Raw genomic sequence first — 12,429 nt, forward strand, 5'->3', positions numbered from 1 at the left:
TTCGGGCCTCTGTTTCAGTTTCGCCCGGGCAACACCCGGTTCGGCGGGCGGTGACCATCGAACAGCGTGCGTATATTGATGATGACCTTGTCACCCATCTCGATGCGGCCTTCGATTGTCGCTGAACCCATATGTGGAAGCAGCACCACCTTGCCTTCCTTGGCAAGCTTGATGAGCTTGGGGTTCACCGCAGGCTCGTTCTCGTAGACATCCAGTCCAGCGCCGGCGATCTTGCCCTCGCGCAGGCACTGGATCATCGCTGCCTCATCGATGATGTCGCCCCGCGCGGTATTGACGATGTAGCTCGTCGGCTGCATCAGCGCGAGCCGCCGGGCGGAAATAAGGTGATAGGTCGCGGGCGTCGAGGGGCAGTTGACCGAAACGATGTCCACCCGCGCGAGCATCTGGTCGAGACTGTCCCAATAGGTCGCTTCGAGCTCCGCCTCCGTCGCCGGATTGACGCGTTTGCGGTTGTGATAGTGAATGGAAAGCCCGAAAGCCTTGGCGCGCCGTGCCACCGCGGTGCCGATGCGGCCCATCCCGACAATACCGATACGCTTGCCGGAAATGCGCCGTCCCAGCATCCAGGTTGGTGACCAGCCGAGCCACTCATCCGCGCCATTGGCAAGGACGCGTGTGCCCTCGATCATGCGGCGCGGTACGGCCAGCACCAGCGCCATGGTGATATCGGCGCTGTCCTCGGTCAGTACGTTGGGCGTGTTCGTCACGGTGATGCCCTTGCGGGCCGCGGCGTCCACATCCACATGGTCGATGCCGTTGGAGAAACTCGCGATCAGCTTCAGCTGCGGTCCAGCCTGCTCGATCATCGGGGCGGTAATGCGATCGGTGACCGTTGGCACCAGCACGTCCACCCGCTGCATGGCGGCGACCAGTTCTTCCTCGCTGCGCGGGGTGTCATCGATATTGAGTTCTGCGTCGAAAAGTTCGCGCATTCGGGTTTCGACGACATCAGGCAATTTGCGGGTGATATAGACTGTCGGTCTCTTCTTGGGGGTCATCGTTTGCCGCTGCCTTGTTCAGAAGTCATTAACCAGAAAGAGCGATAATTTCTTTCAATTAGGGCGTTTCTACCAGACCCACCGGCGAAGACAAACAAAACTCGCTGAAGCTTGAGGCATGTGGAAACGAGCCTCCTTAAATATCATCCGGTTTGCAGAAGGCGGGAAACGGAAATGGGCATGCGCAGTGTGGTTTCTATTGTTTGCATTGCATTGTCTTTGGGCCTCCTCGGTGCGGCAACCGACGCCATGGCGCAGGGCGCCGCGAAAGGCGCCAGCGGCCTGCCGCTGCCGCGTTTCGTCAGCCTGAAATCCAAACGCGTGAACATGCGCATCGGTCCGAGCACGGATTACGCCGTGTCATGGATGTATCTGAAATCGGGGATGCCGGTGGAGATCATCCAGGAATATGAAAACTGGCGGCGCATCCGTGATGCCGATGGGACGGAAGGCTGGGTCAACCAGGCCCTTCTCTCCGGTGAGCGCACGGCCGTAGCAGCCCCCTGGATGCGGGGCAAGGGCAAGGAAGTTTATGTGAACATGCGCCGTGAAGCGCAGTCGGGCGCTGCCGTTGTGGCACGACTTGAGCCGGGCGTGGTCTTCAGGATCGGCGAATGCAATGGGGACTGGTGTCGCGCCGAGGCCGGTCAGGCCTCGGGCTGGGTTTCGCAGGGCGAAATCTGGGGTGCTTACCCGGGTGAAGCCTTTAAATAAGGCCGTGCTTCTCGCCAAGCGCCTTCAGCGATGACATGGGACGAGGCCCGACCTGCTGAATGACAGCGGCAGCCGCAAGGCAGCCAAGCTTGCCGCAATCTTCGAGCGACCGGTCCTGCGTATAACCGAACAGGAAGCCGGCGGCGAAAAGATCGCCCGCACCCGTCGTGTCGACCACGTCATGCACCGGATAGGCATCCACCTTCACGCGTTCCGTGCTGCGCAGGATAACCGCGCCTTCTTCGCTCATCGTCACCGCCGCGATCTTGCAGTCGGCGGCGATCCTGGTCAGCGCAAGCTCGAAGTCGTCGGTTTCATAAAGGGAAAGCGCTTCCTGCTTGTTGGCGAAAACGATATCCACTGTGCCGGAGCGCATCAGATCGAGAAACTCCTCACGGTAACGGCCGACGCAGAAACTGTCGGAAAGCGTCATGGAAACTTCGCGGCCGTTTTCATGAGCAATGCGGGCGCATTCGCGGATCGCATCCTTGGCGCGCGGCGGATCCCACAGATAACCCTCGAAATAGGTGACCTTGGTCTGCGCCACCACGTCATCTTCCACATCCTCAGGGCCCAGATCGACGCAGGCGCCGAGATAGGTGTTCATCGAACGCTCGCCATCTTCGGTCACGAAGATCATCGAACGGGCCGTTGGCGGAAAGGTGCCTTGCGGCTTGGTTTCGAAATAAACGCCCTGAGCGCGGATGTCGTGCTGGAAGATTTCGCCGAGCTGGTCTTCCGCCACCTTGCCGAAATAGGCAGCCTTGCCGCCGAAATTCGCCACACCCGCCGCCGTATTGCCAGCGCTGCCGCCGGAGGCTTCGAGAGCCGGCCCCATCAGCGAATAAAGCAGCTCTGCCCGTTCTGCGTCTATGAGGTTCATCGCCCCTTTGGTAATGGCATTGTCGTTGAGAAAGCGGTCATCGCAGCGGGAAATGATGTCGACGATGGCATTGCCGACAGTCAGTACGTCAAATTTCGTCATTGGCCCTATCCGGTTCGCACGGGGTGTGCGTCTTTTTTTCAAAGGTCTTAAACATTTCTGGCGGCAAGAAAAGCCTAAAGCGGAAATATGCGGTTCTGCGCGAAAGAAGAAAACGCGTCATTTGCCTGTAATATGGTTAAGCTATCTCTGCGACCAGAGCAGAGGTGTGTGAATGCGTACCGAAGTGGAAGACATGAGGTCTTCTGGCTCAACCGTTATCTCCGCCACGGATGTACTGGCGGCATATAACGGACATAAAAGGCGGGGGAGACCCCGCTTTTTCTTTTAGGCAGACGTCACCATCGCATGGGCCGCACGCCCGCCCGGTAGATGTGGTGCGAAGGCTGCCCAGCCTTCCATGCCGCGATTAAAACCGGAACATGAAGCGTTTTCGGATTCCATTCCGGCCGAAAAGGCTCTAAAGCGGAGTATCCTCCCGCAAAAGCCGCGAAAGCTTTCCCTCCATGTCTGCCGTTGCCGCGAATGTCGCCCCGATTTTCATTCTCATCCTGATCGGCTGGCTGACCGTGAGAGCTGGCCTCTTCCGGGCAGACGCAGGAGAGATCTTGAGCGACTTCGTCTTCAAGATCGCCGTGCCGACCTTGATTTTCCGCACCCTTGCGGAAGCGAATTTCCACGGTGCCTCGCCGTTCCGGCTCTGGCTCACTTATTTTGCTGGCGTGGCCGTCACCTGGACAGTCGGGCATATCGTCACCCGCCATGTGTTCAAGCAGGATGTCCGCATCGCCGTCATTGCCGGCATCTCCTCGGCCTTTGCGAATAATATCTTCATTGGCCTGCCTCTTGTCGGTCGCTCCGTGGGCGACGAAGGGCTGGTTGCCCTTTCCATCCTGCTCGCCATCCACCTGCCGGTCATGATGATCGCCGGCACGATCCTGATGGAAAATGCAACGCACAAGGCAATCGGTGGAGAAAAGCGCAGCACGGCCGCGGTCTTCAAGCAGGTCGGCAGAAATCTCGTCACCAATCCTCTTGTGATTGGCCTCGTCATAGGGCTTTCGACCAATGTTTCCGGTCTGGCGCTGACGCCAGTCCTGAAAACAGTGGTGGATCAGATCGCCTCCATGGCAGGACCCGCAGCCCTGATCTCGCTGGGCATGGCCCTGACGAAATACACCATCCGCGGCAATATGGGCATTGCCGTCACCATGACTTTTTTTAAACTGCTGCTCCTGCCAGCCTGTGTCTGGGCCATGGGCCACGTACTCGGGCTAAGCCGTGAATGGACGGCGGCGCTTGTCCTCACCTCGTCGGTGCCAACGGGCGTGAATGCCTGGCTCATCGCCAACCGTTTCGGCATCGGCCACAGCGTTGCGGCCTCAACCATCAGCATATCCACGGCGACCGGTGTCCTTTCCGTGTCGCTATGGGCCTGGCTATTGAGCTGATTTTCTTACTTCTGAGCGCTCAGAATCTTGAAGCGGGCATTTCGGCATACTTCCGTGCTGGTGCGGAATTCTGCTGCCAACACCGGCTCATAGGGCAGGCCGCGATTGGCGACCATCAGCAACTTGCCACCGCTGCGCAGCGCCCCGGCCGCGGCCTTGATGAAGGCCTGACCCAGCGCCGGCTCCGCCGCCTGTCCACTTGAATGGAAAGGCGGGTTCATGATGATGAGGTCGTATTTCTCCTTCGGCGGCTCGTTTGCCAGATCCTGCCAGAAGAAACGCGCCGTCAGGCGAGGGTTGTTTTCGAGAAGATTGGTCTTGGCGAATTCGAGCGCATTCCAATCCGCTTCGAACAGATCGATACGGGCCGTGCGCGGCGATTTTTCCGCCAGCATGATGGAGAGGTAACCCCAGCCGGCGCCGAAATCGGCAGCATTGCCGTCGAAATCGGTCGGCAGGCGCGATGCGAGCAGTTCCGAACCATCGTCCACGCGGTCATGTGAGAACATGCCGGGCAGGGCGGTGAAGCGGCCTTCCACCGTCACGGGCTTCTGAGCAAGTTTCGACACGACGGCAGAGATATCGTCCGGCCGTTTGAACCACAGGGCAACGCCGTGATATTTCGGCGTCGAGTCCGCCTCGATACCGAGCTTTGTCAGCGTCTTACGCAGCGTCAGAATACCGTCCTCCTTCGATCCGGCTGCGACGATCAGGCCGCCGGCCTTCACCCGGGAAAGCGCTTCAGCGACACGGTTTTCATTTTCGCCGCGGTGTTTGCCGCAAAGCAGCAGCGCCGCATCGTAATCTTCGCCCGAAATATCCGGAGTGACCTTTGCACCCTGAGCTTCAAGAGCGCGATAGAGCGGCCGAAGATGCTGAACCGCGGCGATCTCCGCGTCGAAACCGTCGAGCCGCGGACCCGCCTCTGCTCCCAGAAAAAGAACGCGTTCGCCGTCTTTCGGCATGGCAAGCATGTCAGAGGCAAAGGGATGGAAAAGGGTTTTTACGGCGTCACGGCTCATGGGAGCATCCTCACGGTAGAATAGAAAAAAGGCGCGGGCAAAACCCGCGCCTCGACAGGATCTGGTGGCGCGGCCTTATTCGGCAGCGGCTTCACCGTCTTCCTTCTTCTTGTCGGCAACGATTTCCTTGCCGGTCTCCTGGTCGACAACCTTCATGGACAGGCGAACCTTGCCACGCTCGTCAAAGCCCATCAGCTTGACCCAGACCTTGTCGCCTTCCTTGACGACGTCCGAGGTCTTGGCAACACGCTCGGAAGCGAGCTGCGAGATGTGGACGAGGCCGTCACGGGCGCCGAAGAAGTTGACGAAAGCGCCGAAGTCGGCGGTCTTGACAACCGTGCCTTCATAGATGGCGCCGACTTCCGGTTCCGCAACGATGGAGTGGATCCACTTGCGGGCCGCTTCGATTTCCTTGCCGGAAGAAGAAGCGATCTTGACGGTGCCGTCGTCTTCGATGTTGATCTTCGCGCCGGTCTTTTCGACGATTTCGCGAATGACCTTGCCGCCGGAGCCGATGACTTCACGGATCTTGTCGACCGGGATGTTCATCACTTCGATGCGCGGCGCAAATTCGCCGAGCTGACCGCGGCTCTCGGTGATGGCGTTGGCCATTTCGCCGAGAATGTGTTTGCGGCCACCCTGTGCCTGCTCCAGAGCGATCTTCATGATCTCTTCGGTGATACCGGCGATCTTGATGTCCATCTGCAGCGAGGTGATGCCGTCAGCCGTACCTGCGACCTTGAAGTCCATGTCGCCGAGGTGGTCTTCGTCACCGAGGATGTCGGACAGAACCGCGAAACGGTCGCCTTCGAGGATGAGGCCCATGGCGATACCGGCAACCGGCTTGGCAAGCGGAACGCCTGCGTCCATCAGTGCAAGCGAGGTGCCGCAGACCGTTGCCATCGACGAGGAGCCGTTGGATTCGGTGATTTCGGAAACGACGCGCAGCGTGTAGGGGAACTGTTCGGCAGTCGGCAGCATCGGACGGATAGCGCGCCATGCGAGCTTGCCGTGGCCGATTTCACGACGGCCCGGAGAGCCCATGCGGCCTGTTTCACCGACCGAGTAGGGCGGGAAGTTGTAATGCAGCAGGAAGCGTTCCTTGTACATGCCGGTGAGGCTGTCGACATACTGCTCGTCTTCGCCGGTGCCGAGGGTCGCAACAACGATCGCCTGGGTTTCACCGCGGGTGAAGAGCGCCGAACCGTGCGTGCGCGGCAGAATGCCGACTTCGGAAACGATCGGGCGAACGGTCGACAGGTCGCGGCCGTCGATGCGGCTCTTGGTGTCGAGAACGTTCCAGCGAACAATCTTGGCCTGAAGGTGCTTGAAGACAGCGCCGATTTCTTCCGGCGTGTACTTGGCTTCGCCTTCTTCCGGCAGGAAGTGCGCCTTCACCTTAGCCTTGACGGCGTCGACGGCGGCGTAACGGGCGGCCTTTTCGGTAATCTTGTAAGCGTCGCGCAGTTCAGCTTCGGCGAGTGCCAGCATCTCGTTTTCGAGAGCGGAAAAATCTTCCGGTTCGAATTCGCGCGGTTCCTTGGCGGCAACTTCGGCGAGCTTGATGATCGCATCGATAACGGGCTGGAAACCGCGGTGACCGAACATGACCGCGCCGAGCATGACGTCTTCGTTGAGTTCCTTGGCTTCCGATTCCACCATCAGGACGGCGTCCTGCGTGCCGGCAACAACCAGGTCCAGAACCGACTCATCCATCTCGTCGAGATGCGGGTTCAGAACATATTCGCCGTTGATGTAGCCAACGCGCGCGCCGCCAACCGGGCCCATGAAGGGAACACCGGAAAGCGTGAGCGCCGCGGATGTGGCGATCATGGAGAGGATGTCAGGATTGTTTTCCAGGTCGTGCTGGATAACGGTGACGACAACCTGGGTGTCGTTCTTGTAACCTTCAGGGAAGAGCGGACGGATCGGGCGGTCGATCAGGCGCGAGACCAGCGTTTCGTTTTCGCTCGGACGGCCTTCACGCTTGAAGTAACCACCGGGGATCTTGCCGGCTGCGTAGGTCTTTTCCTGATAGTTGACGGTGAGCGGGAAGAAATCCTGACCCGGCTTCGGAGACTTAGCGGAAACCACAGTCGCGAGAACCATGGTCTCGCCGTAGGTTGCGATGACGGCGCCATCAGCCTGACGGGCAACCTTGCCGGTCTCGAGCTTCAGCGGGCGGCCTGCCCATTCGATTTCCACGGAGTGTTGATTGAACATATCTTGTCCTTGGTTGTGGCTGCCCGCTCGGTCATCGTGACCGGCCGTGGCAGCGCTGTGACTCAATCACGGGCAAGACAGCGGGAGGCTTGGGCAGGCAAGCATCCGGCAATCCTGCCCCATGACAGGTCTGCGGTTGAAAAAGGCGGCACCGGCCCATCCGGTTCACCCTTATCGCCCCGGGGGCCACATCTGCGGCAAACGCCCGGAAAATCATGCGGCCTGTAGGGCCGGAATTAAAAACCGGCGGGCATCGTTGAGAAGCCCGCCGGAAACCTTATTAGCGGCGAATGCCGAGAGCACCGATCAGCTTGGTGTAACGGGCTTCGTCCTTCTTCTTCAGATAGTCGAGAAGCGAACGACGGCTCGAAACCAGGGTCAGAAGGCCACGACGCGAGTGGTTGTCCTTCTTGTGATCCTTGAAGTGACCGGTCAGGTTGTTGATCCGCTCGGTAAGGATTGCGACCTGAACTTCCGGCGAACCGGTGTCGCCTTCCTTCGTTGCATATTCCTTGATGAGGGCGGCTTTACGCTCTGCAGTAATCGACATCGGACGATCCTTTCAGTTTTAAGGAAAACGGGACGCCTAGAGCCGGGATGTCGTCCAGCTCTGGCCATGAAAAGCGAAGGCAAAGCCCAAGCTGGCGCTGCCTATAAACTATTCCGGGTGCAATGGAAAGAGGCGATTGACAGCGCTCCGCCACGCGTCAGCAAACGCGGGACGGTCCGACTCAGCCGAAAACCCTCTTCGGGCGAAACTCGCCTTCGCCGATTTCGCCAATGGCGACCAGCTTGCCATGCGCCGTAGCGTAGGCTTCCGGATGGCTGGCCGGCGCATCGCGCCCGCGCAGCAGGATAGGGTTGCCCATCTTCAGCCGGTGCGCCTGGTCGTCGTTGATAATAAGGCGGGGAAGGGCGGAAAGCGCTTCGGCCGTGTCGATCAGATAGGCGTCCAGCGCTTCCAGCCGCTCGTCGCGGTCTTCAACGGCTTCCAGCGCGGTGAGCGTTTCGAGCGGCACCATCATGTCTTCACCGAATGGAGCGACCATGGTGCGGCGCAGTTCCGAGATATGGCCGAAACAGCCGAGATCGCGGCCCATGTCACGCGCAAGCGCCCGCACATAAGTGCCTTTGCCACATTCCACTTCGAAATGGGCCGTATCGGCATCCGGGCAGGCCAGCAACGTCAAGCGATGGATTTCCACCTCGCGTGCGGGAATTTCCACGGTCTCGCCGTCACGTGCCAGATCATAAGCGCGTTCACCGGCGATCTTGATAGCGGAGAATTGCGGCGGGGTCTGCATGATCACGCCGGTATAATTGGGCAGAAGATCGCGGATCGCCTGCTCGTCCGGGCGCTGATCGGAAGATTCGACCACTTCGCCTTCCAGATCGTCGGTCGTGCGCTGCTCGCCCCAGGTCACTGTGAATTCGTAGATTTTCCGGCCGTCCATGACGTAAGGCACGGTCTTGGTGGCGTCACCAAGCGCGATCGGCAACATGCCGGAGGCCAGCGGATCAAGCGTGCCGGCATGGCCTGCCTTCTGGGCATTGAACAGCCACTTGATCTTGGAGACGGCCTCGGTAGAGCCGAAATCGAGCGGCTTGTCGAGGATCAGCCAACCGGAAATCGGACGGCCCTTGGGTTTGCGGTTCTGCTGTTTGCGTGGTTTGGACATGCTTCAGTTCTGTTCGTCGTCTTTTTCGTTTGAAGGTCCAAGATCGCGCTGCACTTCGGGCGAGCGTAGAAGCGCGTCGATCTTCTGATAATTGTCGAAACTCGTATCGTCGCGGAAACGCAGTTCCGGCATGTATTTCATCTGCCGGAGCTGCGGGCCGAGGCGGCCGCGCATGAACTTGGCATGGCGGTTGAGTGCCGTGATGATATCGGTGTGGTCGGCAACGCCGAGCGGCGTCACGTAAGCTGTCGCGATCTTGAGATCGGGAGACATGCGCACTTCCGAAATGGAAATGACGGTGCTTTCGATCAGATCGTCGCGGACTTCACCGCGCTGGAGAATCTGGGTCAGGGCGGCGCGCACCTGTTCGCCGACGCGCAGCATGCGTTGGGAAGGGGCCGATGATGTAGCTTTTGCCATGGGTTATGCCTCAAACGGAGCGAGCGCCGGTAAGCCGGCGCCCGACAGTAAAGTCCTGTTTTGCGGCGAGAACGCTCTTTGTTCTATCGCATTTCCGGACGGAAAACCGGGGGTCCACTTTTCCTGGAAATGCTTTAGAGCGTTCTCGTGATGTGTTCGACGCGGAAGCACTCGATGGTGTCGCCGGCGCGGATGTCTTCGTAGTTTTCGAAGGCCATACCGCATTCCTGACCAACAGGCACTTCGTTGACTTCGTCCTTGAAGCGCTTGAGAGTCTTGAGCTTGCCTTCGTGGATGACGACGTTGTCGCGAACCAGACGAACACCCGCGCCACGTTCCACCTTGCCTTCGACGACACGGCAACCCGCGACCTTGCCGACCTTGGTGATGTTGAACACCTCGAGGATTTCGGCATTGCCGAGGAAGGTCTCGCGACGTTCCGGCGAAAGCAGACCCGACATCGCCGCCTTCACGTCATCCACCAGATCGTAGATGATGTTGTAGTAGCGGATCTCGATACCGGCGCGTTCGGAAGCCGTACGTGCCTGTGCATTGGCGCGAACGTTGAAGCCGATGATTGCGGCGTTGGAGGCCTCGGCAAGCGAGATATCCGATTCCGTGATGGCACCAGCACCCGAATGAACGATACGAGCGCGGACTTCGTCGGTGCCGAGCTTGTCGAGCGAAGCGATAATGGCTTCGACCGAACCCTGCACGTCTGCCTTGATGACCAGCGGGAATTCCTTCATTCCCGACGTCTGCAACTGGCTCATCATCTGTTCCAGCGAACCGCGCTGGCCGGTCTGACGTGCGACAGCCTTGTCGCGTGCCAGACGCTGGCGGTACTCGGAAATCTCGCGAGCACGGCTTTCATTTTCGACAACCGCGAAACGGTCACCGGCCGACGGCGTCCCGGAAAGACCGAGAATCTCGACCGGCATGGCCGGACCGGCTTCCTTGACATGTTCGCCCTTGTCGTTGACGAGCGCGCGCACACGGCCCCACTGATCACCGGCAACGATGATCTGGCCGGGCTTCAGCGTGCCCTTCTGAACCAGAACCGTGGCAACGGCGCCGCGGCCGCGGTCGAGCTCGGCTTCGATGACCGTACCTTCCGCCGTGCGGTTCGGGTCCGCCTTGAGGTCAAGGATTTCGGCCTGCAGCAGGATCGCTTCAAGCAGCTTGTCGAGGTTGAGCTTGTTCTTGGCCGAAACTTCGACGTCAAGAACTTCACCGCCCATCGATTCCACGAAGACTTCGTGCTGCAAAAGCTGCTGGCGAACCTTTTCAGGGTTGGCCTCGTGCTTGTCGATCTTGTTGATCGCAACGACGATCGGAACACCCGCCGCCTTGGCGTGGTTGATGGACTCGATCGTCTGCGGCATCACGCTGTCGTCTGCGGCAACCACCAGAACGGCGATATCCGTCGCCTGCGCACCACGGGCACGCATGGCGGTGAAGGCGGCGTGGCCGGGGGTGTCGATGAAGGTGATCTTCTGACCGTTCTTCTCGACCTGATAGGCGCCGATATGCTGGGTGATGCCACCGGCTTCGCCGGCAACAACGTTCGCCTGACGGATGGCGTCGAGAAGCGAGGTCTTGCCGTGGTCGACGTGACCCATGATCGTCACGACGGGCGGACGCGGCAGCATTTCGCCTTCGTCGTCCGCCTGGTTGAAGATGCCTTCTTCCACGTCGGATTCGGAAACGCGCTTGACGGTGTGGCCGAATTCGACCGCAATCAGTTCCGCCAGATCGGCGTCGATCACGTCGCCCGGCTTCATCATCTGGCCTTCCTTCATCAGGAACTTGATGACGTCGACGGCACGTTCCGACATGCGCTGCGACAGTTCCTGAATGGTGATGGTTTCCGGCAGGATCACTTCGCGCATTACCTTTTCACGGGTCTCCTGCATCTGGCTGCGGCGGAACTTTTCCTGCCGGCGGCGCATGGATGCCATGGAGCGGCCACGCGGCGTACCGTCTTCATCCAGGTTGGACGAGGTAACGGTCAGCTTGCCACGGCGGCGTTCTTCTTCTGTCTTCAGGCGTGCAGCCGGCTTGGCCGGCGCCGGCGCTGCAACCTTGCCACGGACTGGCAGGTTACCACGGCGTGCACCGCGATCGTCCTCCTCGTCGCCGTCAGTGCGGCGACCGCGCGGAGCGGCGGTTTCGGTGGCCGGGCGGGCAGGGGCAGCGGCGGGCTGAGGACGAGCCTCGGCGCGGGGCGCCGGCTGAGCGGCAGAAACCGGCTTCTCAGCGGCCGGTTCGGATTTCGCTTCCGCGGCCGGCTGGCTTGCCGCGAGCTTTGCTGCTTCAGCCTCCTCGGCGGCGCGGCGGGCGGCCTCTTCCTTTTCCGCGGCAATGCGGCGTTCTTCTTCCACCTTGCGGCGAGCCTCTTCTTCGGCGCGCTGCTTGGCTTCAATGACGTCACGGGCCTGCGCTTCCATCAGTGCGCGGCGACGGGCTTCCATTTCACCGGCGGAAAGGTCATGCAGAACATTGCCGCGCGGACGCTCCGGCTGGCGCTGCTGGGGCGCAGACGAGCCGGGACGCTGCTGCTGCGAAGGGGAAGAACCCGGACGCTGCTGCTGGTTGCTGGGCTGGTGGATGCGTGGCTGCGGAGCCTGTGGACGCGGCGCTGCTGCGGCGGGAGCCGCCGGCTTCGGAGCGGGGGCCGCAGCCGAATGTACCTGCTTCTCGTCTTCGGGACGCATGGGGCGGCGCTTGCGTGTTTCCACGACAACCGCGTTGGTGCGACCTCGACCCATATCCTGCCGCACGGTGCCCTGATTCATCCCGCCCGGCTTCAGGGTAAGAGTCTTCTTGGCAGGCGCGTTGAGTGTCTTGTCGTCGTTGTTGTCGGTCATTCCGTTCCCGTTCCTTCGGACGAGAACCGGATGACGTTCATCAGGTCTCGTCGTTCAATTGCTGCATCGGAACGCGGCGACCGTTCAT

At 60.3% G+C, this 12,429-nt stretch carries 10 protein-coding genes; 2 read left to right on the plus strand and 8 right to left on the minus strand.

Annotated elements, in window-relative coordinates; genetic code table 11:
* Positions 1 to 14: 14 nt before the first annotated feature.
* Positions 15 to 1,019, minus strand: coding sequence for a 2-hydroxyacid dehydrogenase (locus EYD00_RS12640; protein ID WP_004439034.1), 1,005 nt, complete (start codon positions 1,017 to 1,019; stop codon positions 15 to 17).
* Positions 1,020 to 1,199: 180 nt separating this feature from the next.
* Between EYD00_RS12640 and EYD00_RS12645 the strand changes: the two genes are divergently transcribed.
* Positions 1,200 to 1,733 carry an SH3 domain-containing protein gene (locus EYD00_RS12645; RefSeq protein WP_034496360.1) on the plus strand — a complete coding sequence of 178 codons (534 nt, stop codon included), beginning with the start codon at positions 1,200 to 1,202 and terminating at the stop codon, positions 1,731 to 1,733.
* On the opposite strand, the gene EYD00_RS12650 is transcribed toward EYD00_RS12645, so the two are convergent.
* Positions 1,726 to 2,718, minus strand: a complete 993-nt coding sequence (locus EYD00_RS12650; RefSeq protein WP_034496189.1) for an adenosine kinase — start codon at positions 2,716 to 2,718, stop codon at positions 1,726 to 1,728. The two genes, EYD00_RS12645 and EYD00_RS12650, sit on opposite strands and share 8 nt — an antisense overlap.
* A 464-nt stretch (positions 2,719 to 3,182) precedes the next feature.
* On the opposite strand from EYD00_RS12650, the gene EYD00_RS12655 reads away from it, so the two are divergent.
* Positions 3,183 to 4,127 carry an AEC family transporter gene (locus tag EYD00_RS12655; protein WP_004439041.1) on the plus strand — a complete coding sequence of 315 codons (945 nt, stop codon included), beginning with the start codon at positions 3,183 to 3,185 and terminating at the stop codon, positions 4,125 to 4,127.
* A 5-nt stretch (positions 4,128 to 4,132) separates the two neighbouring features.
* On the opposite strand, the gene EYD00_RS12660 is transcribed toward EYD00_RS12655, so the two are convergent.
* The 6 genes from EYD00_RS12660 to infB all read right to left on the minus strand — a co-directional run bounded on the left by EYD00_RS12660 (position 4,133) and on the right by infB (position 12,341).
* Positions 4,133 to 5,149 carry a class I SAM-dependent methyltransferase gene (locus EYD00_RS12660; protein WP_004439044.1) on the minus strand — a complete coding sequence of 339 codons (1,017 nt, stop codon included), beginning with the start codon at positions 5,147 to 5,149 and terminating at the stop codon, positions 4,133 to 4,135.
* A 75-nt stretch (positions 5,150 to 5,224) separates the two neighbouring features.
* Positions 5,225 to 7,372 carry a polyribonucleotide nucleotidyltransferase gene (gene pnp, locus EYD00_RS12665; RefSeq protein ID WP_004439047.1) on the minus strand — a complete coding sequence of 716 codons (2,148 nt, stop codon included), beginning with the start codon at positions 7,370 to 7,372 and terminating at the stop codon, positions 5,225 to 5,227.
* 280 nt (positions 7,373 to 7,652) lie between these two features.
* Positions 7,653 to 7,922 carry a 30S ribosomal protein S15 gene (rpsO, locus tag EYD00_RS12670; protein WP_004439050.1) on the minus strand — a complete coding sequence of 90 codons (270 nt, stop codon included), beginning with the start codon at positions 7,920 to 7,922 and terminating at the stop codon, positions 7,653 to 7,655.
* A 181-nt stretch (positions 7,923 to 8,103) separates the two neighbouring features.
* Entirely contained in the window at positions 8,104 to 9,051 is a 948-nt protein-coding gene (gene truB / locus EYD00_RS12675) for a tRNA pseudouridine(55) synthase TruB (RefSeq protein WP_004439053.1), read from the minus strand.
* A gap of 3 nt (positions 9,052 to 9,054) precedes the next feature.
* Complete coding sequence (rbfA, locus tag EYD00_RS12680) at positions 9,055 to 9,471, minus strand: 30S ribosome-binding factor RbfA (protein ID WP_004439055.1); 417 nt, start codon at positions 9,469 to 9,471, stop codon at positions 9,055 to 9,057.
* Between the two features lie 134 nt (positions 9,472 to 9,605).
* Complete coding sequence (gene infB / locus EYD00_RS12685; protein WP_004439058.1) at positions 9,606 to 12,341, minus strand: translation initiation factor IF-2; 2,736 nt, start codon at positions 12,339 to 12,341, stop codon at positions 9,606 to 9,608.
* Positions 12,342 to 12,429: the final 88 nt, after the last annotated feature.

This window comes from Agrobacterium sp. 33MFTa1.1, from assembly GCF_004328495.1.
GTDB classification, from domain to species: domain Bacteria; phylum Pseudomonadota; class Alphaproteobacteria; order Rhizobiales; family Rhizobiaceae; genus Agrobacterium; species Agrobacterium pusense.